Origin of the sequence: Mesorhizobium sp. M7A.F.Ce.TU.012.03.2.1 (assembly GCF_004006095.1) — a bacterium.
In the GTDB taxonomy this organism is placed as follows: domain Bacteria; phylum Pseudomonadota; class Alphaproteobacteria; order Rhizobiales; family Rhizobiaceae; genus Mesorhizobium.
Map to the genome: position 1 here is coordinate 436,209 of NZ_CP034779.1, position 20,684 is coordinate 456,892.

At 62.4% G+C, this 20,684-nt stretch carries 19 protein-coding genes and 1 riboswitch; of the genes, 7 read left to right on the top strand and 12 right to left on the bottom strand.

Annotated features, from left to right (window positions below; genetic code table 11):
- Nucleotides 1–105 precede the first annotated feature (105 nt).
- The gene (locus tag EJ079_RS02095) at nucleotides 106–1,095 is read right to left on the bottom strand and encodes a LysR family transcriptional regulator (RefSeq protein WP_127411597.1); all 990 of its coding nucleotides are present in this window, start codon (nucleotides 1,093–1,095) and stop codon (nucleotides 106–108) included.
- A 313-nt stretch (nucleotides 1,096–1,408) separates the two neighbouring features.
- Between EJ079_RS02095 and chvE the strand changes: the two genes are divergently transcribed.
- The 4 genes from chvE (at nucleotide 1,409) to araD1 (ending at nucleotide 6,716) form a co-directional block, all read left to right on the top strand.
- Complete coding sequence (gene chvE, locus EJ079_RS02100; protein ID WP_127807928.1) at nucleotides 1,409–2,479, top strand: multiple monosaccharide ABC transporter substrate-binding protein; 1,071 nt, start codon at nucleotides 1,409–1,411, stop codon at nucleotides 2,477–2,479.
- A 122-nt stretch (nucleotides 2,480–2,601) separates the two neighbouring features.
- Nucleotides 2,602–4,134 (top strand): multiple monosaccharide ABC transporter ATP-binding protein, encoded by a 1,533-nt coding sequence (gene mmsA, locus EJ079_RS02105; protein ID WP_127330894.1) that lies wholly within the window; start codon nucleotides 2,602–2,604, stop codon nucleotides 4,132–4,134.
- Entirely contained in the window at nucleotides 4,131–5,417 is a 1,287-nt protein-coding gene (mmsB, locus tag EJ079_RS02110) for a multiple monosaccharide ABC transporter permease (RefSeq protein WP_127395811.1), read from the top strand. The genes mmsA and mmsB overlap by 4 nt, the downstream gene beginning before the upstream one ends.
- Before the next feature lie 306 nt (nucleotides 5,418–5,723).
- The gene (araD1, locus tag EJ079_RS02115) at nucleotides 5,724–6,716 is read left to right on the top strand and encodes an AraD1 family protein (RefSeq protein ID WP_127266707.1); all 993 of its coding nucleotides are present in this window, start codon (nucleotides 5,724–5,726) and stop codon (nucleotides 6,714–6,716) included.
- A 174-nt stretch (nucleotides 6,717–6,890) separates the two neighbouring features.
- On the opposite strand, the gene EJ079_RS02120 is transcribed toward araD1, so the two are convergent.
- Nucleotides 6,891–7,664 carry an ABC transporter substrate-binding protein gene (locus EJ079_RS02120; protein WP_127415834.1) on the bottom strand — a complete coding sequence of 258 codons (774 nt, stop codon included), beginning with the start codon at nucleotides 7,662–7,664 and terminating at the stop codon, nucleotides 6,891–6,893.
- Nucleotides 7,665–7,764: 100 nt separating this feature from the next.
- Nucleotides 7,765–8,859: a 2'-deoxycytidine 5'-triphosphate deaminase gene (locus EJ079_RS02125; RefSeq protein WP_127807929.1), complete on the bottom strand. Its 1,095-nt coding sequence runs from the start codon at nucleotides 8,857–8,859 to the stop codon at nucleotides 7,765–7,767.
- A 138-nt stretch (nucleotides 8,860–8,997) separates the two neighbouring features.
- A riboswitch (SAM riboswitch) is annotated at nucleotides 8,998–9,075 on the top strand.
- A 57-nt stretch (nucleotides 9,076–9,132) separates the two neighbouring features.
- Between EJ079_RS02125 and EJ079_RS02130 the strand changes: the two genes are divergently transcribed.
- Nucleotides 9,133–10,320, top strand: coding sequence for an O-succinylhomoserine sulfhydrylase (locus EJ079_RS02130; RefSeq protein WP_023811337.1), 1,188 nt, complete (start codon nucleotides 9,133–9,135; stop codon nucleotides 10,318–10,320).
- Nucleotides 10,321–10,343: 23 nt separating this feature from the next.
- Here the strand turns inward: EJ079_RS02130 and EJ079_RS02135 are convergent, their stop codons facing one another.
- From EJ079_RS02135 to EJ079_RS02145, 3 genes are all read right to left on the bottom strand, one after another.
- Complete coding sequence (locus EJ079_RS02135) at nucleotides 10,344–10,670, bottom strand: BrnA antitoxin family protein (RefSeq protein ID WP_236383388.1); 327 nt, start codon at nucleotides 10,668–10,670, stop codon at nucleotides 10,344–10,346.
- Nucleotides 10,654–10,923 carry a BrnT family toxin gene (locus EJ079_RS02140; protein WP_127399269.1) on the bottom strand — a complete coding sequence of 90 codons (270 nt, stop codon included), beginning with the start codon at nucleotides 10,921–10,923 and terminating at the stop codon, nucleotides 10,654–10,656. Before EJ079_RS02140 ends, EJ079_RS02135 begins: the two co-directional genes overlap by 17 nt.
- 106 nt (nucleotides 10,924–11,029) lie before the next feature.
- A complete protein-coding gene (locus EJ079_RS02145; protein ID WP_127276809.1) occupies nucleotides 11,030–12,181 on the bottom strand; it encodes a ceramide glucosyltransferase in 1,152 nt (383 codons plus the stop codon).
- 233 nt (nucleotides 12,182–12,414) lie between these two features.
- On the opposite strand from EJ079_RS02145, the gene apaG reads away from it, so the two are divergent.
- Nucleotides 12,415–12,807, top strand: coding sequence for a Co2+/Mg2+ efflux protein ApaG (gene apaG, locus EJ079_RS02150; protein WP_127319328.1), 393 nt, complete (start codon nucleotides 12,415–12,417; stop codon nucleotides 12,805–12,807).
- A gap of 192 nt (nucleotides 12,808–12,999) precedes the next feature.
- On the opposite strand, the gene EJ079_RS02155 is transcribed toward apaG, so the two are convergent.
- From EJ079_RS02155 to EJ079_RS02165, 3 genes are all read right to left on the bottom strand, one after another.
- Nucleotides 13,000–14,031 (bottom strand): Hsp33 family molecular chaperone, encoded by a 1,032-nt coding sequence (locus tag EJ079_RS02155; RefSeq protein WP_127807930.1) that lies wholly within the window; start codon nucleotides 14,029–14,031, stop codon nucleotides 13,000–13,002.
- 127 nt (nucleotides 14,032–14,158) lie between these two features.
- Complete coding sequence (argF, locus tag EJ079_RS02160; protein ID WP_127807931.1) at nucleotides 14,159–15,070, bottom strand: ornithine carbamoyltransferase; 912 nt, start codon at nucleotides 15,068–15,070, stop codon at nucleotides 14,159–14,161.
- Nucleotides 15,071–15,087: 17 nt separating this feature from the next.
- Complete coding sequence (locus tag EJ079_RS02165; RefSeq protein ID WP_127807932.1) at nucleotides 15,088–16,287, bottom strand: aspartate aminotransferase family protein; 1,200 nt, start codon at nucleotides 16,285–16,287, stop codon at nucleotides 15,088–15,090.
- A 358-nt stretch (nucleotides 16,288–16,645) separates the two neighbouring features.
- Between EJ079_RS02165 and EJ079_RS02170 the strand changes: the two genes are divergently transcribed.
- Entirely contained in the window at nucleotides 16,646–17,164 is a 519-nt protein-coding gene (locus EJ079_RS02170) for a GcrA family cell cycle regulator (RefSeq protein WP_127267146.1), read from the top strand.
- Between the two features lie 153 nt (nucleotides 17,165–17,317).
- Here the strand turns inward: EJ079_RS02170 and EJ079_RS02175 are convergent, their stop codons facing one another.
- From EJ079_RS02175 to EJ079_RS02185, 3 genes are all read right to left on the bottom strand, one after another.
- On the bottom strand, nucleotides 17,318–18,328 hold the full coding sequence (locus tag EJ079_RS02175) for a magnesium and cobalt transport protein CorA (RefSeq protein WP_127807933.1): 1,011 nt from the start codon (nucleotides 18,326–18,328) through the stop codon (nucleotides 17,318–17,320).
- A gap of 89 nt (nucleotides 18,329–18,417) precedes the next feature.
- Entirely contained in the window at nucleotides 18,418–19,143 is a 726-nt protein-coding gene (gene phoU / locus EJ079_RS02180) for a phosphate signaling complex protein PhoU (protein WP_127807934.1), read from the bottom strand.
- Nucleotides 19,144–19,256: 113 nt separating this feature from the next.
- Entirely contained in the window at nucleotides 19,257–20,522 is a 1,266-nt protein-coding gene (locus EJ079_RS02185; protein ID WP_127807935.1) for an ATP-binding protein, read from the bottom strand.
- Nucleotides 20,523–20,684: the final 162 nt, after the last annotated feature.

The window sequence follows — 20,684 nt, forward strand, 5'->3', positions numbered from 1 at the left end:
CTTGCAAGATCATGAACGCATCGGCGGGAAACAATGTTCCCAGCTCGCTTTCGCCAGCCTCGGCCTGGCGGTGCTTTCGCCGGAAAACCTTACCCGAGCGAGCCATCATCCCACTTCCCTCAGAATGAAGTCGTGCAGCATCTTGGCAGCCGGCGACAGTGCGCGATTCCTGACCGTGATCAGGCTGTAGGGCCTGACCTCGATGTCGAATTCGGTCTGGACGACGTCGATGGCGCCGGCCAGCCCGTCAGGGTTCTGGATGAATTTCGCCACCTGGACAGAGACCGGTGCGATGGCATCGGATTGCGCGACCATGACCAGGGTCAGGAGCAGCGAACTGGTGTTCAGGATACGGTCCGGCAAAGCGATGTTGCGGTTGAGGAAGTTGCTCTCCATGGCCTGGCGCAAGGGCGAGCCGCCAGACTGGAAGACCCAGTCATAGGCGGCGGTCTCTTCCAGCCGCACCGCCTCGCCCTTGGTGAGCGGATGGCCCCGGCGCACGATCAGGCAGGCCTTCTCCACCCCGATGACGCGCGACTCGAACAGCCGCGGATTGAGATCGTCCGGGATGCGCGCGATGATGAAGTCATGGCGCGTGGCGATCAGCTCGCGTGCCAGCACATTGGAGGTCTCGACCTGCATGGTGATCTCGATGCGCGGATAGATGCGGCGGATTTCACGAATCGCCGGCACCGCCAGTTCGATTGCCGGCGCGGTCACGGCACCCAGGAAAACCGAACCGCCCTTGCCCGCCTTGAGTTCGGAAATCTCGCGGTCCACCTCGCGCATCTCCAGCAGGATCGAGCGCGCCCGCCTGGCCAAAGCCTTGCCGTATGGCGTCAAGGTGATACCGCGCGGCAGCCTCTCGCACAGCTTGACCTCCAGCACCGCCTCCATCTCCGCGATCATGCGCGAGGCGGCCGGCTGCGAAATGTTCAGAACCTGGGCTGCCGCGCTGACCCGGCCATGGTCGTCGAGCGCGACGATCATGCGCATGTGACGCAGACTGAGACCGCTGCGCAGCAGGGTTTCGCCATCGCCCGGTGCTTCTCTGTAACCATTTGAAGCTGTTGTCGGATTCCCGGGCCGCGCCATCGCTTTTCCCTGCCTTCTGCTCGTGTACGGCCGACATTGGAGTCAGCCCGTCACGTCCCAATACATATACCAACCATGATATAGCAACCATCAAAGATCGCATTTGACAGTTATGGCAAAGACCCACACCCTCCGCGCGTTCCAAGACGTGACGGTCGCTGACGAGAAAAATCGTATCGATTGAATCAGCGTCTCGGGGCCATGGGAGGATACCGGAGATCGATATGACGGCAGCAGTGCCCTTGGCGCTTCTGCACGATTGCGCGGCCCGCGACCCCCGGGGTGCCGCGTCCATCAAACAGGGAGAGTTAAAGTGAAAATCATCAAGACACTGGCCGCCGTCGCGGCCCTTGGCATCGCTGCCATAACCTACTCGGCGCACGCAGCCGACAAGGGTCTTGTCGGCGTGCTGATGCCGACCAAGACCTCGCAGCGCTGGATCAATGACGGCGACGCCGTCAAGTCCCAGCTCGAGGCTCTCGGCTACACCGTCGACCTGCAATACGCGCAGGACGACATCCCCAACCAGCTCAGCCAGCTGGAAAACGAAATCACCAAAGGCCCGAAGGCGCTGATCATTGCTTCGATCGACGGCACCACCCTGTCGGATGCTCTGCAGAAGGCCGCTGACGCGGGCGTCGTCGTCGTCGCCTATGACCGCCTGATCAAGAAGACCGCCAATGTCGACTACTACACCACCTTCGACAATTTCGGCGTCGGCGTGATCCAGGCGAATTCGCTGGTCAAGGGCCTCAAGGAGCGCTTCCCGAACACCAAGCCGTGGAACGTCGAACTGTTCGGCGGCTCGCCCGACGACAACAACGCCTTCTTCTTCTACGACGGTGCGATCTCCGTCCTGCAGCCGCTGATCGACGACGGCTCGATCAAGATAAAGTCCGGCCAGACCGGCATGGACAAGGTCGGCACGCTGCGTTGGCTCGCCGCCACTGCCCAGGCGCGCATGGACAATCTGCTGTCGGCCAACTATTCGGACGGCAGCCGCGTCGATGGCGTTCTTTCGCCCTATGACGGCCTGTCGCGCGGCATCACCGCCTCGCTACGCGCCGTCGGCTACGGCACCGAGGCTCAGCCGTGGCCTGTTGTGACCGGCCAGGACGCCGAGACCGCTTCGGTCAAGCTCATCATCACGGGCGAGCAGTACTCGACCGTGTTCAAGGACACCCGCGAACTGGCCAAGGCCACCGTCGAACTCGTCGACAAGGTGCTCTCGGGCGGCAAGCCGGACGGCCTCGATGAAAAGACCTACAACAACGACGTCAAGGTCGTCCCCTCGATCCTGTTGACGCCGCATGAGGTCGACAAGTCGAACTACCAGGCGCTGGTCGTCGACTCCGGCTACATCAAGGCCGACGAACTGAAGTAATCCCGGTTACAAAATCAGGGGTCCTGCGCAACGCAGGGCCCCTTTTCGTTCACCAGCGAGCCCGGTATTGTCGCCGACCTCGCCGGCAATGTTTGCCGACCTCTCAAGGAGCGGTAGTCCCCATGGCCCCGACGATTTTGGAGATGCGCGACATCACCAAGACGTTCCCCGGCGTGAAGGCGCTGTCGAACGTCAACCTCAGCGTCGAGGAAGGCGAGATTCATGCCGTGGTCGGCGAAAACGGCGCCGGCAAGTCGACGCTGATGAAGGTGCTGTCGGGCGTCTATCCCTCAGGAACCTATGACGGCCAGATCATCTTTAACGGCGAGGAATGCCAGTTCAAAGGCATCCATGACAGCGAGCGCAAGGGCATCGTCATCATCCACCAGGAACTTGCGCTGGTGCCGATGCTGTCGATCGCCGAAAACATCTTCCTCGGCAACGAGCACGCCAGATACGGCATCATCGACTGGAATTCCAACGAGGCGCGCACCAGCGCCCTGTTGAAGAAGGTGGGCCTCAAGGAGGACCCCAAGACGCTGATCACCAATATCGGCGTCGGCAAGCAGCAGCTGGTCGAGATCGCCAAGGCGTTGAGCAAGGAAGTCAAGCTCCTGATCCTCGACGAGCCGACGGCGTCGCTCAGCGAAAAGGACAGCCAGGCGCTGCTCGACCTTCTGCTCGAATTCAAGCGGCAGGGCATGACCTCGATCCTGATCTCGCACAAGCTCAACGAGGTGAACCGGGTCGCCGACAAGGTCACGGTCATTCGTGACGGGCGCACCATCGAGACGCTGGCCAAGAAGGACATCTCTGAAGACCGCATCATCACTTCGATGGTCGGCCGCTCACTCGACGACCGCTATCCGCCGCGCGAGCCTGACATCGGCGAGGTCGTGTTCGAAGTGAAGAACTGGTCGGTCTATCACCCGATCCATGCCGAGCGGCAGGTGATCAAGGGCATCGACATCAACGTGCGCAAGGGCGAAGTGGTGGGCATTGCCGGGCTGATGGGCGCTGGCCGCACCGAATTCGCCATGAGCCTGTTCGGCCGCTCCTACGGCCGCCGCATCTCCGGCGAGGTGCTGCTCAAGGGCAAACCGGTCGACGTATCCTCGGTGAGCAAGGCGGTCCAACACGGCATCGCCTACGTCACAGAGGACCGCAAGACCTACGGTCTCAACCTCATCGACCATATCAAGCACAACATCACGCTGGCCAATCTTGGCGGCGTCTCGCGCCACAGCGTGATCGACGACATGCGCGAGCTCGCCGTTGCCAACGACTATCGCAAGAAGACCAATATCCGCGCTTCCAGCGTCTATCAGATGACCGGCAATCTCTCCGGCGGCAACCAGCAGAAAGTGGTGTTGTCGAAATGGCTGTTCGCCGACCCGGACGTGCTGATCCTCGACGAGCCGACGCGCGGCATCGATGTCGGCGCCAAGTACGAAATCTATACGATCATCGCCCGTCTCGCGGCTGAGGGTAAGGCGATCGTCGTCATCTCGTCGGAAATGCCGGAATTGCTTGGCATCACCGACCGCATCTACGTCATGAACGAAGGGCGCATCGTGGGCGAAATGCCCGCCGCGGAAGCAAGCCAGGAAAAAATAATGCGCGCCATCGTTCGTGGAGAAGGAAAAGCAGCATGAGCACCGAAAGCGCCCCCGCCCCGCAGGGCAACGTCGCCGAAGAGCAGCGCCCACGCATCGCCGTCTCGGCGCTGACGACGAACCTGCGCGAATACGGCCTGATCCTGGCGCTGATCGCCATCATGGTGTTCTTCCAGTTCACCACGAACGGAACGCTGTTCAAGCCGGTGAATCTTAGCAACCTGGTGCAGCAGAACTCGTTCATCATCGTGATGGCGCTGGGCATGCTGCTGGTCATCGTCTCCGGCCATATCGATCTAAGCGTTGGCTCGGTCGCTGGCTTCATCGGCGCGCTGGCGGCGATGATGATGGTCATCTGGCCGCTCGGTCCGTTCAGCAATCCGCTGCTGGTGTCGATCATCTGCCTGATCGTGGGCGGCGCGATCGGCGCCGCGCAAGGCTATTGGATCGCCTATCACCGAATACCGAGCTTCATCGTCACGCTGGCCGGCATGCTGATCTTCCGCGGCATCTGCCAGGCCCTGCTGGGCGGCGGATCCTCGGTGGGGCCGCTACCCGATGGCTTCAAGGCGCTCAGCTCCGGCTTCATCCCGGATGTCATCGGCCCGCTGACGCTGATCCCGCCTACGGTGAACGCGGCCGGCAAGACCATCATGGGCAGCGGCCTGACGCTGCACATGACGACGATCGTGCTGGGCCTGATCGCTGTGCTGGCCTACGCCTATTTCGGGGTGAGGACGCGCCGCAAGCGCGAACGCCATGGCTATGAGGCCGAGCCCTTTGCCCTGTTCGTCGTCAAGACGCTGGTCGGCAGCGCGCTGGCGCTGTTCCTGGTCTACCAGTTCGCCAGCTACAGGGGCCTGCCGGTGGTGCTGCTCGTCATGGGCGTGCTGATCTCGCTGTTCGTCTTCGTCACCAAGCGCATGACCATCGGCCGCCGTATCTATGCCATGGGCGGCAATTCCAAGGCCGCGCAGCTGTCAGGCATCAACACCGAGCGGCTGACGCTGATGGTGTTCATCAATATGGGCGTGCTGTCGGCGCTCGGCGGCCTGATCATCGCGGCGCGACTGGGACAGGCGGTGCCGGCCGCGGGCCTCGGCAGCGAGCTCGACGTCATCGCCGCCGTCTTCATCGGCGGCGCCTCGGCGATGGGCGGCGTCGGTCAGGTCATCGGCGCGGTGGTCGGCGGCTTCATCATGGGCGTGATGAACAACGGCATGTCGATCATGGGCGTCAATGTCGACTGGCAGCAGGTGGTCAAAGGCCTGGTGCTGCTCGGTGCCGTGATCTTCGACGTCTACAACAAGAACAAGGCTTGAACGGGCTTAAGAGCAATTCCAAGGAAAAGTGTGAAACGGTTTTCCGCCTGGAATTGCGCCAAGACAATGAGTTAGAGCGGTTCGCCGTTTCCGTGAAACGGTGAACTGCTCTAGGCGAGGCAAGCAGGAGGCATACGATCGCGGCGCTGCCGGCAACCCGCTGGTAACAGAAGTCCCTGAGGGACCAGGCCCGCGAGCGCAATCCGAACTGAGAATTTAAACCGTGGCATGGACGAGGTCCCGGCCGCGCTGAGTAAGGTCTGCCGTTTTGGCAGTCCTGCCAAGGCAAATGAGAGAGGATTCATCATGCTGATCTCCCAGATCCTCGACGACGCCGAGACCATCCGCGTCGTCGCCCGCAATGGCGGCAAGACCCGGATCATCAATGGCGCCCGCAGCGTCTATTCGCTGGCGATGGAGGCCGCCCGCACCGGCGTCGGCCTCGTCGCGCTGATCGAACGCAAGGGGCTTGGCGAGACGGTCGATCTCGAGGCCGCTTACAAGAAGGGGCGGCTGCTGTCGCCGATCAATCATCCTGATCCGGCGCATCTGCACCTGACCGGCACCGGGCTGACGCATCTCGGCTCCGCCGCGACGCGCGATTCCATGCACAAGAAGCTGAGCGCCGACGGCGAGGAGCAGCTCACCGATTCCATGAAGATGTTTCGCATGGGGCTGGAGGGCGGCAAGCCGGCGAATGGCCAGATCGGCGTGCAGCCGGAATGGTTCTACAAAGGCAACGGCACGATGGCGGTGGCGCCAGGTGCCGCACTTCTGTCACCGGCCTTTGCCAAGGACGCCGGCGAAGAGCCCGAGGTGGCCGGCATCTATGTCATCGGCGACGACGGCGCACCTTTCCGCGTCGGCTTCACGCTGTCGAACGAGTTTTCCGACCACGTGACCGAGCGCGTGAACTATCTGTTCCTCGCCCATTCCAAGCTGCGCAACGCCTCGTTCGGTCCGGAAATCCTGATCGGCGACCTGCCGCCCGATATCCGCGGCACCTCGCGCATCGTGCGCGACAGCGAGGTGCTGTGGGAAAAGCCGTTCCTGTCCGGCGAAGCGAACATGTCGCACACCATCGCCAATCTCGAACATCACCATTTCAAATACGCGGCCTTCCGCCAGCCGGGCGACGTGCATGTGCATATGTTCGGCACGGCCACGCTCTCTTTCGCCGACGGCATCAGGACCGAGGCCGGCGATGTGTTCGAGATCGAGGCCGGGGACTTCGGCCTGCCGCTGCGCAACCCGCTGGAGATCGAAAAGCCGGTGAAGGTGGCTGTGAAGGCGCTTTGAGGTAGCGCCTTTTTCCTTCTCCCCTTGTGGGAGAAGGTGGATCGGCGCGTTAGCGCCGAGACGGATGAGGGGTGTTCCAGCGAAATAAGACGTTGGCGTTCCCTGGAACACCCCTCATCCGTCGCCTTCGGCGACACCTTCTCCCACAAGGGGAGAAGGGAAGAAGCGCCAGCCTCAATAAATATCGAAGTCGAAATATTTGGCCTGGATCTTCTTGTAGGTGCCGTCGGCAACGATCGCATCGATGGCCGCGTTGAGCTTGTCGCGCAGGGCCGTGTCTTCCAGGCGCACGGCAATGCCGGCTTGCGTTTCGGTGCCCTTGACGTCGCCGACCAGCTTGCAGCAGCCGTCGCTTGCCTTCTTCAGCCAATCCATCAGCACGAACTTGTCAGAGATCACGGCGTCAAGACGACCGTTGGTCAGGTCGGTGATCGCCTCTTCCTGGGTCGGATAGAGTTTGGCCTCCGCGCCCGCCTTGCCATATTCATTCTGGGCATAGTCGGCCTGCGTGGTCGAAGCCTGGGCGCCGACCGTCTTGCCGGCAAGCGCCGCCGGTTCGGTCGAGGTCAGGTCGCTGTCCTTCGGCGCCACCAGAGCCAGCGGTGTCGTATAGTATTTGTTGGTGAAGGCGACCTGCTTCTTGCGCTCCTCGGTGATGCTCATCGAGGCGATGATGGCGTCGAACTTCTTGGCCTGCAAAGCGGGAATAATGCCGTCCCAATCCTGGGTGACGATCTCGCATTCGACCTTCATCTGCGCGCACAGCGCATTGGCGATGTCGATGTCGAAGCCTTCGACCTTGCCGTCGGCGGTAATGGTGTTGAACGGCGGATAGGCGCCCTCGGTGCCGATCTTGATTTTCTCCGCCGCCTGCACCGACAGAGAGCCGGCCAGTGTTGCCAGCATGGCAGCGCCTGCCGCCGATATGACCCATTTCGAAAATCGCATTTTCTTGGTTCCCCTTGAACGCCGCCAGCTTGACGGGCGGCAAGGCAGCCAAGCATGGCGAGCCGGTACAGGCAAGTATTTTGCCTTGGGGCAATGGGGGTCAGCGCGCGGCGCGAAAATGCTTGGACAGCTTCAGACCCTGCGCCTGATAGTTGGAACCGAGATCGGTGCCATAGAGCGCCTGCGGCCGCTTCAGCATATGCTCGTAGACCAGCCGGCCGACGATCTGGCCGTGGTCGAGGATGAACGGCACTTCGTGGCTGCGCACCTCCAGCACCGCCCGGCTGCCGGTGCCGCCGGACGCGGAGTGGCCGAAGCCCGGATCGAAGAAGCCGGCATAATGGACGCGGAATTCGCCGACCAGCGGATCGAAGGGCGTCATCTCGGCGGCGTAGAGCGGCGGCACGTGCACCGCCTCCTGGCTGACGAGGATGTAGAACTCGTCGGGATCGAGCACCAGTTCGCCGGCGCCGCTCTTGTGGATCGGCTCCCAGAAGTCGACGACTTCCTGCGCGGCGCGCTTGTCGACATCGACGAGGCCGGTGTGATGCTTGCCGCGGTAGCCGACCAGGCCGTTTTGGTCGCCGTTGAGGTCAATCGACAGCGCGATGCCGCCGCCGGAAATGTTCGGCGGCTCGGTAGCGACCAGCATCTCGGCGCGATGCAGGGCGTGCAGCTCGACTTCGGAGAGCAGCGCATTGCCGGTGCGGAAGCGGATTTGCGACAGGCGTGAGCCGGTGCGCACGACGATCGGGAAGGTGCGGGGGCTGACTTCCAGAAACAGCGGGCCGTGATAGCCGGCAGCGATCTTGTCGAACTCGTGGCCGCGATCGGTCATAACCCGGGTGAAGATGTCAAGCCGCCCGGTCGAGCTCTTCGGATTGGCCGAGGCCGAAATATCAGCCGGCAATGCCAGGCTTTCAAGCAAGGGCACGATATAGACGCAGCCGGTCTCCAGCACCGCGCCCTCGGCAAGACTGATCTCGTGCAGCTGCAGCCGGTCGAGCTTTTCCGAGACCTTGTGGTTGGGGCCGGGCAGGAAGGAGGCCCGCACCCGCCAGGCCTTGTCGCCGAGCCTGAGATCGAGACTGGCCGGCTGGATCTGGTCGGCGTCGAGCGCACGCGCCGACTTCAGCGCGCCGGACTGGAACAGCGCCGATATGTCCTGATCGGGAAGAATGCCTGTCTGCCGCAAGGCTCCACTCCTAGGTCAGACGTTTTTCTTGTCGCAGGTTCTGGTCGCAAAACCGTGGAACACTTTTGCGGAACCTGCTTGGTACAAACCTCTTAATGAAGCCGGCAATTGACGCAAGCGTGGCGCGGGTCTAAAGGGTCGTTATCCCGTGGTGATTTGGCCGGTCGGCTTGCAGCCACGTTAAACAAGTCGCTAAAGGACCGTCGGGCCGCAAGGCCGTATGGACCGGTTGCGACTTTCGCGGCCGGTTTTTTTGTGTCTGGAAGAAAAGCGATGAGCACCAAGAAGCACAACTGGAAGCCTCAGACGGCACTCGTGCACAGCGGAACGCTGCGTTCCGGTTTCGGCGAAACGTCGGAAGCGATCTACCTCACCCAGGGCTATGTCTACGAAACGGCGCAGGCCGCCGAAGCCCGTTTCAAGGGTGAGGAACCGGGCTTCATCTATTCGCGCTACGCCAATCCGACCGTCGACATGTTCGAAAAACGCATGTGCGCCCTGGAAGGCGCCGAAGACGCGCGCGCCACCGCGTCGGGCATGGCGGCGGTGACGGCCGCCCTTCTGTGCAGCGCCAAGGCCGGCGACCATATCGTGGCGGCACGTGCGCTGTTCGGCTCCTGCCGCTGGGTGGTCGAGACGCTGGCGCCGAGATACGGCATCGAGGCGACGCTGGTCGACGGCACCGACATCGCCAACTGGGAAAAGGCGGTCAAGCCGAACACCAAGCTGTTCTTCCTGGAAAGCCCGACCAATCCGACGCTGGAAGTGGTCGATATCGCCGCTGTCGCCTCGCTTGCCAATTCGATCGGCGCAAGGCTGATCGTCGACAATGTCTTCGCCACGCCCCTGCAGCAGAAGCCCTTGCAGCTCGGCGCCCATATCGTCGTCTATTCGGCGACCAAGCACATAGACGGCCAGGGGCGCTGTCTCGGCGGCGTCATCCTGTCGGACAAGAAGTGGATCGACGAGAACCTGCACGATTATTTCCGCCATACCGGTCCAAGCCTGTCGCCGTTCAACGCCTGGACGCTGCTGAAGGGCCTGGAGACGCTGCCGCTTCGTGTGCGCCAGCAGACGGAAAGTGCCGGCCGGATCGCGGATTTCCTGGCCGAGCGGCCGGAAATCGCCCGCGTCATCTATCCCGGGCGGGCCGACCATCCGCAGGCCGACATCGTCAAGAAGCAGATGTCGGGCGGCTCGACGCTGATCTGCCTCGACGTCAAGGGCGGCAAGCAGGCGGCCTTCGCCTTGCAGAACGCGCTCGACATCGTCTTGATCTCCAACAATCTCGGTGACGCCAAGAGCCTGATCACCCATCCGGCGACGACGACGCATAAGAATTTGAGCGACGAGGCGCGCGCCGAGCTCGGCATCGGGCCGGGCACGCTCAGACTTTCGGTTGGGCTGGAGGACACCGACGATCTGCTCGAGGACATCGCGCAGGCGCTGAAGGCCAGGTAGCGCGCGCGAGCGTCGTCACAGGATTACAGGCCGACCGCCTTGCGCAGCACTTCGTTCATGCGGGTCTGCCAGCCATCGCCAGCGGCCTTGAAGCGGTCGAGAACGTCGGCGTCGAGGCGTAGCTGTACGGCACGTTTGGGCCGGGCAAGCGGCGGCCGGCCAACCTTGCGGCGCGAAACGGCATCGGTTGGCTGCGCATCCGGATCGGCTTCGGCCGCAGCGGTGATCTTGGCATCTTCTTCGTCGGTCATCGCGGCAAGCGCCTTTTTGGCCAACGCCAAAGCGTCAGCACGTGACAGCTGGGGCGCAGCAGCCTCACGGCGTACGATCGTCTTAGAGGTTTTCGACATAGTCCGTAATTTCCTGCCTTGTGGCCTTGCGCAGCGAAATAACGCGGATGGCGTATCGTCGCTCGACATAAACCATCACATGGACGCCAGTTCCGATCAGACCGATGGCAACGAGGCGGTCCTCGCCAAAGTCCTCGCTGTCGTCGAGCCTGATAGCGGCGTTGGCGAAGTCGAAGGATGGTGCGATCGCAAAATCCACGCCATGCTTGGCCCTGTTCGTCCTGGCCTTGTTTTCATCCCACTCGAACTGCATCGCCGCCGGTGCGTTCCCATAAATTATGTATACACAAAAATAGAGCCTAACGCAACATTTCCGTATATACGATAATTATTCCAGCGGTCAAACCTAGCTGACGCCTTCAGGCGCCGGACGGCGTCTCTTCCAGCTCGGCCGTCTTGGTGCCGATGGTCATCGCATTGCCGCGCCAGTCGACGGCGCCGCCGAGCCAGCCGCGTCCCCACATCGCCGGCAGGATCAGGTCGCGCGCCATGATCGCGGCGACCATGCGTGGCGACAGGTACCAGCCCTTGGACCAGGCCAGGGCGCACTCCGGAAGGTAGAAGGCCGCCAGTACGGCAATGGCGGTTGCCCAGAGGCTGAAACCGGCACTGGCTGCGGCAATCAGCGCAAGCACCAGCGGCACCAAGGCGCCGGTCAGGATTTCGGGTGCGAAGAACAGCGGGAAAGTGACGCGGCGCAGGCGCGCCCAACGGGCCTGACGCGACCAGATCTCGTCAAACGAGCGCCGGCCAAGCGGCTGCTCGAAGGGGGCGGCGACGAGATTGACGCGCAAGCCGAGGCTGTTCACCAGCTTGGTCGCGGCGGCGTCCTCGGCGATCTCGGCGGCCAGCGCGCGGATGCCGCCATTGGCGTCGAGCATCGGCTTGTTCCAGAGCATGCTCTTGCCCTGGGCAAAGCCAAGGCCGAGCGCCTCGCCGGCATATTGCCAGCGCGCCTGCAGCGTGTTGAGGAAAGCGCATTCGACCTCGGCCCAGAAGCCGGCAGGCCGGGAGCCGATCGGCGTCGAGCAGACAAGGCCGGTGCCGGACCGCCAGGCAGCCATCAGGTGCTGGACGTAGTCTCTCGGCATCAGCACGTTGGAATCGGCCAGGACGACCCAGTCGTGCCGCGCCGCTTCCCAGCCCTTGACGCAATTGTTGAGTTTCGGATTGGCGCTGATGCGGTCGTCGCCGATAAGCAGCCGGGCTGGCACTTTCGGAAACCGGACGATCGTCCTGTTTATCAATTTGACCACCGGATCGTCGGCATGGGCAACGCAGAAAATCAACTCGTAGCGCGGCCAATCGAGCGAGAAGGCGCGTTCCAGCGTCTCCTGCGTGAACGGCTCGACGCCGCGCGACGGCACGACGATCGACACCGGCCGCGGCTTGGCGGCCGGCGGCCCAATGGTGTGGCGCCGTTTCAGACGCGAAGCGGCGAGCACGATGCTGGCGAGATTCGAGAGGATGAGGACAGTTGAAAGCGTGGCGGCTATGAGAGTGAGTTCCATCGAGATCCGGTCACTCCAGGAAAACCGGTCCACAAGATGGCCGGTTTCAACAGTTCAGCAGAGCGCCCGAGTCGCGCATCACCAGTCCGCGCACACCATCATTGTCATATGTCACTTAAATGACATTCTTTGTCGGCACCTGCCCGCGAGGTCGGCCAGAGGAGGCTTCGGTCGGTTGACCTAACCGCACAGAGCGCCGAAAGTTCCGCTGGAACCGTTTTTTGGAGCCGCTTATGTATAGCGCCGTCACGCGCAACATCGAAGTGCAGGTCAGGCCATTCTATCTGGAGGACCGTTCGGATCCCTCGGAGAACCGCTATGTCTGGGGCTATCAAATAACGATCGACAATCAGTCGGACGACTTCGTGCAGCTTCTGTCGCGCTATTGGCATATCACCGACGGCACTGGCCGCGTCGAGGAAGTGCGCGGCCCCGGCGTCGTCGGCGACCAGCCCGAACTCAATCCCGGCGACAGCTACCAATACACGTCCGGTTGCCCGCTCTCGACACCATCCGGCATCATGGTCGGGCACTACACGATGCGCAACCAGCAGGGCGAGACGTTCGACATCGCCATTCCGGCGTTTTCGCTGGACCTGCCGGGGACGCGGCGGACGGTGAATTAGCGCCTTTCTCCCCGTTCTACGGGGAGAAATGCCCGGCAGGGCAATGAGGGGCGGCACCGAACTCGTGAGATTATCTCCCAAGCACGACAACGTCTGAGTGGACACACGCGGCCATTCGCCAAAGTTCGCGCTGCCCCCTCATCCGCCCTTCGGGCACCTTCTCCCCGTAAACGGGGAGAAGGAAAAACCCTGCTACTGAGCCGCGAATTCCGCCGGGTCGAAGTCATATTGCTTCGAGCAGAATTCGCAGGCGACGTGGATGCCACCATCCTCGGTGCTGTCCTTGATCTCCTGCGCGGAAAAACCCTCGAGGATGCCGCGGATCTTGTCCTTGGAGCACGAGCACTGGTCGGCGACCGGGACGCCGCCGAAGACGCGCACGCCATGCTCGTGGAACAGCCTGTAAAGCAGCCGCTCGGCACCGATCGTCGGGTCGATCAGTTCGGTCGGTTCGATCGTGCCGAGCAGCGCCAGCAACTCCTGCCAGGAATTGTCGACCGGGTCGTGGATCTCCTCGCGCGGATCGCCATCGCCACCCGGCAGGTCCGGGACGCGCATGCGCTCGGGCGACTGCGGCAGGAACTGCGCCAGGATACCACCGGCGCGCCACTGCTCGCGGGCACCGCCAGGACCGGGCGTCAAAAGCTTGGCCACCGACAGCCTGAGATCGGTCGGGATCTGTTCCGACTGGCGAAAATAGGTGCGTGCCGCATCTTCCAGCGTCTCGCCGTCGAGTTGGACGATGCCCTGGTAGCGCTGCGTGTGAGCGCCCTGGTCGATGGTCAGCGCCAGCACGCCGCTGCCGAGCAGCGTCTGCTGGGAAGTTTCGCCGGCCGCGACAAGCGCTTCCAGCCGGTCGGCGTCAAAACGCGCATAGGCGCGCAGCGCCGAGGGCGTGGAAAAATCCGCGACCAGCATGTCGACAGGCCCGTCGGTGCGGGTCTGCAGGATAAACTTGCCCTCGAACTTCAGCGAGGTGCCGAGCAGCACGGTCAGCACACAGGCCTCTGCCAGCAGGCGGGCGACCGGCTCGGGATAATCGTGGCGGCCGAGGATGGCGTCGAGCATCGGCCCGAGTTGGACGGTGCGGCCCCGCACATCGAGCGGGCCGACCTCGAACGGCACGACATGATCGTCGCCGGCATAGCCAAATTCGCCGAGTTTGGGGTGATGTTCAGTCACTTGATAGGTTTCCAACATGACAAAGCTCCAGGGCGCGGCCATGCCGCCCTCCGGGGCGCATGCGTCGAAACGCGCTTGATTTGCGTGATGCGGCGCAAATAGGCATCACACCCTCGCAGATCAAGCTCCCGGGGATCAAGCGCCCAGACACTTCAAGCGCCGAGACACTTCAAGCGCCGAGACACCAGGCAAGCACGGCCTTCTGGGCATGGAGCCGGTTCTCGGCCTCGTCGAAGACCACCGAATGCGGCCCGTCGATGACGTCGTCCGTCACTTCCTCGCCACGATGCGCCGGCAGGCAATGCATGAACAGCGCGTCCGGCTTGGCCTTGGCCATCAGCTTGGCGTTGACCTGATAGGGCGAGAACACATTGTGGCCGCGGGCGCGATGCTCCTGGCCCATCGACACCCAGCAATCGGTGACGATGCAGTCGGCCTGATCGACGGCTTCCTCGGGCGAGCGGGTGAAGTGCAGCTTGCCGCCATGCGCCTGCGACCAGTCGATATGCTTCTGCGCCGGCTCACTGCCCTCGGGCACGGCGACGTTGAGGTTGAAGCGGAACCGGGCCGAGGCCTCAAGTAAGGAATGCAGCACATTGTTGCCGTCGCCGGTCCAGGCGATGGTCTTGCCGGCGACCGGACCGCGATGTTCCTCGAAGGTCATGATATCGGCCATCAGCTGGCAGGGATGGGTGTCGTCGGTCAATCCATTGATCACCGGCACGGTGGCGTTCTCGGTCAATTCCAGCAGGCGCTCATGCGAGGTGGTGCGGATCATGATCGCATCGACATAGCGCGACAGCACCTTGGCGGTGTCGGCAATGGTCTCGGAGCGGCCGAGCTGCATCTCGGTGCCGGTCAGCATGATGGTCTCGCCGCCGAGCTGCCGCATGCCGACGTCGAAGGAGACGCGCGTGCGCGTCGACGGCTTGTCGAAGATCATTGCCAGCACCTTGCCTTCGAGCGGTTTGGTGCGTTCGCCGGCCTTGAGGCGCGCCTTTCGCACCACCGCATCGTCCAGCATCAAGCGCAGATCGCCTTCGGAAACGGTGGAAAGATCGGTGAAATGGCGAACTGACATCTGCAATGGTTCCGGGATTACTTCGCCGCGGCGGAAGCGATCGCCTCCGCCAGGCCCTTGGCGCCGGCGCGGATGCGGTTGAGCGCGTCATGGATCTCGGCGTCGGTGACGGTGAGCGGCGGCAACAGGCGAATGACGTTGTCGCCGGCCGGAACCGCCAGCAGGTGCTGGTCGCGCAAGGCCATGTTCACCTTGGTGTTGGGCATGGCGCATTTGAGGCCGAGCATCAGCCCGGCACCCCTGATGTCCTCGATGATTTCGGGAAACTCGTCGGCGACCGACGCCAGTCCCTGCTTCATCAGCAGCGCCTTGCGCTGGACATCTTCGAGGAAGCCGTCTTCCAGCACGACATCGAGCACGGCGTTGCCGACCGCCATGGCAAGCGGGTTGCCGCCGAAAGTGGTGCCGTGCACGCCAGCAGTCATGCCTACGGCCGCTTCATCCGTGGCAAGGCAGGCGCCCATCGGGAAGCCGCCGCCAATACCCTTGGCGATCGCCATGATGTCTGGCGTGACACCTGACCATTCATGCGCGAACAGCTTGCCGGTGCGGCCGATGCCGCACTGGACCTCGTCGTAGATCAACAGCAGGCCGTGCTGTTCGCACAATTGCCTGAGCCGCTTCAGCGACTGCGTCGGCACCGGGCGGATACCGCCCTCGCCCTGCACCGGCTCGATCAGGATCGCGGCCGTCTCCGGCGTGATCGCCTTTTCGGCGGCGTCGATATCGTCGAAGCCGACCTGATCGAAACCTTCGACCTTAGGGCCGAAGCCTTCGAGATATTTGTACTGGCCGCCAGCCGCGATGGTCGCCAGCGTGCGGCCATGGAAGGCGCCCTCAAAGGTGATGACGCGGAAGCGCTCGGGATTTCCTTTGACGAAATGGCAGCGCCGCGCCGTCTTGATCGCGCATTCCAGCGCCTCGGCGCCGGAATTGGTGAAGAACACCTTGTCGGCGAAGGTGGCGTCGGCCAGCCGCTCGCCAAGCCGGCTCTGCCCCGGAATCTCATAGAGGTTGGAAACATGCCAGAGCTTGGCGGCCTGCTCGGTGAGTGCGGCGACCAGATGCGGATGGCTGTGGCCCAGCGAATTGACGGCGATGCCGCCGGCGAAATCGAGATATCGCTCGCCCTTGTCGGTAACCAGCCAGGTGCCTTCCCCGTGGTCGAAGGCCAGGGGTGCGCGAGCAAAGGTCTCGTAAAGCGCCGAACCGCTCATTATATGCGTCTCCGGTACCGGAAAATCAAAAAAGCCGCCAAAGCGGCGGCCTGTGCGGCTTATCCCGTTTTTCGGCCATGAAGTCAACGAAAACGTCGCGTAGTGGCGCGCGGCAAGCCCTCCGACGGGACGCCGGCTCATCAGCGACCGGGCAAGTTGGGGAAAACCGAAAAAACCGATTCGTGTTGCACTTGGGACTCTTGTCACCGAGTCAGCGCATAGAGTAGTTGTAGTTGAGAAATAACTAGATTTCGTGCGGCGGACCTAATCACCAGATATATGTGGTGTCTGCCCTGGCAAATGTTGCCGGGTCGGGAGAAGGATTCCGATTGCCGCACGCTTAGAGGAGCGCGGTCTCATGAACTGGACTGACGAGCGGGTAGAACTCTTGAGAAAACTGTGGTCGGAGGGTCTGAGCGCAAGCCAGATTGCTGCGCAGCTTGGAGGGGTCAGCCGCAACGCGGTCATCGGGAAGGTGCATCGGCTGAAACTGTCGGGCCGCGGACGCTCGACCGCCACACCGGCACGCCAGAAGAAGGCAGCGCAAGGATCGACCGTCCAGAAATCGGTATCACGCGCTGCAACCACGGCACGCCATGTCACGACATCGATCGGCGCGACCGCCTTGCAGACGCAGTTCGACGCCGAACCCGTGGCACGCCATTACATCCGTCCGGTCGAGAATGTCGTGCTGCCGATCTCGCGGCATCTGCAGCTGGTCGAGCTGACCGAGCGAACCTGCAAATGGCCGAACGGTGACCCGCTTTCAGAGGACTTCCATTTCTGCGGCAACGAAGCCGCCGAAACCGGACCCTACTGCAAATATCACGCCCGCGTGGCGTTCCAGCCGGCATCGGAGCGGCGGCGGAGTCGCTGAGCGAATAGCGAATAGCGAATAGCGAATAGCGAATAGCGAATAGCGAATAGCGAATAGCGAATAGCGAATAGCGAATAGAAACGGCTTGCCTTCCGTCACAGGAAGCAAGCCGTTTTTGTGTTCGCTATTCGCTACTCCCTATTCGCTCTCTTCTCACAGCCAACCGTTCTTCCTGAACCGCCAGTAGAGAAACGTGCAGATGAGCGCGATAGCGCCCAGCACCACCGGATAGCCGTATTCCATCTTCAGTTCCGGCATACTGTCGAAGTTCATGCCGTAGATGCCGGCGAGCGCCGTGGGCACCGCCAGGATCGCGGCCCAGGAGGCGAGTTTCTTGGTGTTCGCCGTTTCCTGACTCTGGCCGACCAGGAGGCTGGCCTCGAAAGCGAACGCCAGCACTTCGCGCAGGCTGTCGATCTTCTCCTGGACGGTGCGGATGTGGTCGGTCACGTCGCGGAACAGCGGGTGCATGGCGGTATGTATCTGCGGCAGCTCGGCGCTGGTCAGCCGTCGGCAGACTTCGACCAGCGGAAGCGCGGCATTGCGCAGGCGCAGGAGATCGCGGCGCAGCATATAGAGCCGTTCGATGTCGGGAGCGGTCATTGGCTTCAGCAGAACCTTGTCCTCGATCGCCTCGACTTCGTCCTCGATCTGCTCGAGCACCGGCATGTAATTGTCGACGATGAAATCGAGAATGGCATAGAGGACGAAATCCTCACCCTTGGCCAGCGAATGCGGGCAGCTTTCCCAGTGCTGACGAACGGCGGCATAGGACGTCGAGGGACCGTGCCTGACGCTGACGATGTAGCCTGAGCCGACGAACAAATGGGTCTCGCCGAAGGTGACCCGGCCGTCGATCAGCTGTGCGGTGCGGGCGACGATGAACAAGGCGTCGCCATATTGCTCGATCTTCGGCCGCTGGTGCGGGTGCTCGGCATCCTCGATCGCCAGTTCATGCAGGTGAAACTGCGCCTGGACGCGCAGCAACAGGTTACGGTCGGGCTCCAGCAGGCCGATCCAGACGACATGGCCGGATTTTTTTGCCCATTCGCCGGCTTCCTCGATGGGAATGTCGGCGATGCGGCGCCCGGCCGTGTAAACGCCGCAAGCGACAATGCCGGATATCGACGCAGGCGCCGGGGTCAGGTTCCGAACATTTTCCATCACGACCTCCCGGAGCAAATCCACGGACGAGGATAGAGGCAAGGCCCGGAAAGCTTAGCGTAAATCGGATGGCGGTTCGAGAGGCGCGTTCACTTCACCGGCTGCGTCTCGGAAAGGCTGATCTTGTCGGTCTTGTCGCCCTTGGGCCGCTCAGCCGGCAACTGATCGCCGGTGACGATGTAGTAGATGGTCTCGGCTATGTTGGTGGCGTGATCACCGATACGCTCGATGTTCTTGGCGCAAAACAGCAGATGCGTGCAGGGCGTGATGTTGCGCGGATCTTCCATCATGTAGGTCAGCAATTCGCGAAACAGCGATGTGTACATGGCGTCGATCTGGTCGTCACGATCGCGCACGAAGCCGATTTTCTCCACCGAGCGAGACGCGTAGACGTCGAGCACTTCCTTGAGCTGGGTCAACGCCAGGTTGGACAGGGCCTCGAGGCCTCGGAACAGGCTGGTCGGCTGGCGTCCGTCGGTGACGGCGACCACCCGCTTGGCAACGTTCTTGGCGAGATCGCCAACCCGTTCGAGGTCGGCGGAGATGCGAATGGTCCCGACGATCTCGCGCAAATCCGACGCCATCGGCTGACGCTTGGCGATGATGATGATCGCCTTGTCGTCGATTTCGCGCTGGCCCTCGTCCAGTACGGTATCGTCGCGGATGACCTTCTGGGCAAGGCCTGGGTCGGCATTGACGAGAGCGGTGACCGCCTGCTCGACCATGCGCTCGGCATGGCCTCCCATCGCGGCGATGCGCTTCGACAGATATTTCAACTCCTCGTCATAAGCGCTGACGATGTGCACGGACTGCATGGCAAAATGCCTTCCCACGGGGTGTTTTGATTTTGAGTCGTTTCCTCGAATCCCCGCTGATACGCTAGCCGGATGACAGAAAAAAGAAACAGTCCCCTTGAATTAGGGCGATATCAGTGCGTCGGCAAATGAACCGAGAATGCCGCGCCGTTGCCGACTTCGGACTTGATCGAAAGCCGGGCGTTGTGGCGCGTCAGTATATGCTTGACGATCGACAGGCCGAGGCCGGTACCCTTCTGGGTCCGGCTGGTCTCGACGTCGACGCGGTAGAAGCGCTCGGTAATGCGCGGAATGTGCTCCTCGGGAATGCCAGGGCCAAAGTCCCTGATCGTCACGTCGATGCCCGGTTCTGATCCGGCGTCGCTATGGGCTATGGATACAACCACGCGCTCACCCGACTGCCCGTATTTGCAGGCGTTTTCCAAGAGGTTCTCGAAAACCTGGAAAAGCTCATCGCGATCGCCAGGCACATGAAGCGGCCCATCGGCGTAGTGCCGCTCGATGGCAACGGCGTTTTCGCTGGCCAGCGGTCCGAGCGAGTCGATGACGCTGTCGACTGTCTGCCGCAGATCCACCTCGGTTCCCGGCTTCAGATAGGGTTTCATCTCGAGCCGCGACAGCGACAACAAATCGTCGATCAGACGCGCCATGCGACCGGTCTGGCTCTGCATGATCTGCAGAAACTGGTCGCGCGCCGCCGCGTCGTTGCGGGCTGGCCCGCGCAGCGTTTCGATAAAGCCGGCGATGGAGGCGAGCGGCGTGCGCAGTTCATGGCTGGCATTGGCAATGAAATCGGCGCGCATACGGTCGATCCTGCGTGCTTCGCTCTGGTCCTTGAACACCAGCACATAGAGATCGGTGGCGTGACCGACCGAGGACACACTCACCCGGTAGGCCCGTTCGACCGGCAGCTTCTCCATGTAGTCGACGACATCGGAGGCGATATCGCCTGATAGCACGCCGTCCAGCAGGGTCTGCATCTCCGGCGCCCGGAATTTCAACGACAGCGACATGCCTGGCGCGATGCCACCGAAGGCGGCGAAGGCGGCGGCGTTGGCATGGACGATGGTGGCGGTCCGATCGAAGATGATCAGCGGATCGGCGACGGCGGCGGCCAGATATTCACCAGAGAGCCGCTGCAGGCCGATGGCCTCGATGGCAGCGCCGCTGCCGGTGGATTGGCGCGCGCCAGTGGCCGGCAGTATGGCCGCTGCAAGCAGCAACAGCAGCGCCGCGAGGACGACATAGGCTGAAATCCCGGCCAAGGCATAGACGGCGACGACCGCGGTGACGCCGGCCGCAAGCAGCCAGCGGCTATGCCACAGCCGTGCGGCCATGGTTTGCGTCATGCCTCTCTGCTCTGTGTCCAGGTCAGCCATTCGCTCGTGGACCTGCCCCCATGTCTTCGCACCCGGTCGCACGGTGGCGGAAAACTTCCACTAGACCGCTTGCCGCATGACCCCGAAAATCGGGATCGATTTTCGGAAAGGATCATGCGCAAATCAAAAGTGCTACAGCGTCCTTTGCGCATCCAAACGGAC

Excerpts from the sequence above, each read along its gene's own strand:
- EJ079_RS02095 (WP_127411597.1), bottom strand. The coding sequence starts at position 1,095 with ATGGCGCGGCCCGGGAATCCGACAACAGCTTCAAATGGTTACAGAGAA.
- mmsA (WP_127330894.1), top strand. The coding sequence starts at position 2,602 with ATGGCCCCGACGATTTTGGAGATGCGCGACATCACCAAGACGTTCCCC.
- mmsB (WP_127395811.1), top strand. The coding sequence starts at position 4,131 with ATGAGCACCGAAAGCGCCCCCGCCCCGCAGGGCAACGTCGCCGAAGAG.
- araD1 (WP_127266707.1), top strand. The coding sequence starts at position 5,724 with ATGCTGATCTCCCAGATCCTCGACGACGCCGAGACCATCCGCGTCGTC.
- EJ079_RS02120 (WP_127415834.1), bottom strand. The coding sequence starts at position 7,664 with ATGCGATTTTCGAAATGGGTCATATCGGCGGCAGGCGCTGCCATGCTG.
- EJ079_RS02130 (WP_023811337.1), top strand. The coding sequence starts at position 9,133 with ATGAGCACCAAGAAGCACAACTGGAAGCCTCAGACGGCACTCGTGCAC.
- EJ079_RS02135 (WP_236383388.1), bottom strand. The coding sequence starts at position 10,670 with ATGTCGAAAACCTCTAAGACGATCGTACGCCGTGAGGCTGCTGCGCCC.
- EJ079_RS02140 (WP_127399269.1), bottom strand. The coding sequence starts at position 10,923 with ATGCAGTTCGAGTGGGATGAAAACAAGGCCAGGACGAACAGGGCCAAG.
- EJ079_RS02145 (WP_127276809.1), bottom strand. The coding sequence starts at position 12,181 with ATGGAACTCACTCTCATAGCCGCCACGCTTTCAACTGTCCTCATCCTC.
- apaG (WP_127319328.1), top strand. The coding sequence starts at position 12,415 with ATGTATAGCGCCGTCACGCGCAACATCGAAGTGCAGGTCAGGCCATTC.
- EJ079_RS02155 (WP_127807930.1), bottom strand. The coding sequence starts at position 14,031 with ATGGCCGCGCCCTGGAGCTTTGTCATGTTGGAAACCTATCAAGTGACT.
- argF (WP_127807931.1), bottom strand. The coding sequence starts at position 15,070 with ATGTCAGTTCGCCATTTCACCGATCTTTCCACCGTTTCCGAAGGCGAT.
- EJ079_RS02165 (WP_127807932.1), bottom strand. The coding sequence starts at position 16,287 with ATGAGCGGTTCGGCGCTTTACGAGACCTTTGCTCGCGCACCCCTGGCC.
- EJ079_RS02170 (WP_127267146.1), top strand. The coding sequence starts at position 16,646 with ATGAACTGGACTGACGAGCGGGTAGAACTCTTGAGAAAACTGTGGTCG.
- EJ079_RS02175 (WP_127807933.1), bottom strand. The coding sequence starts at position 18,328 with ATGGAAAATGTTCGGAACCTGACCCCGGCGCCTGCGTCGATATCCGGC.
- phoU (WP_127807934.1), bottom strand. The coding sequence starts at position 19,143 with ATGCAGTCCGTGCACATCGTCAGCGCTTATGACGAGGAGTTGAAATAT.
- EJ079_RS02185 (WP_127807935.1), bottom strand. The coding sequence starts at position 20,522 with ATGGCTGACCTGGACACAGAGCAGAGAGGCATGACGCAAACCATGGCC.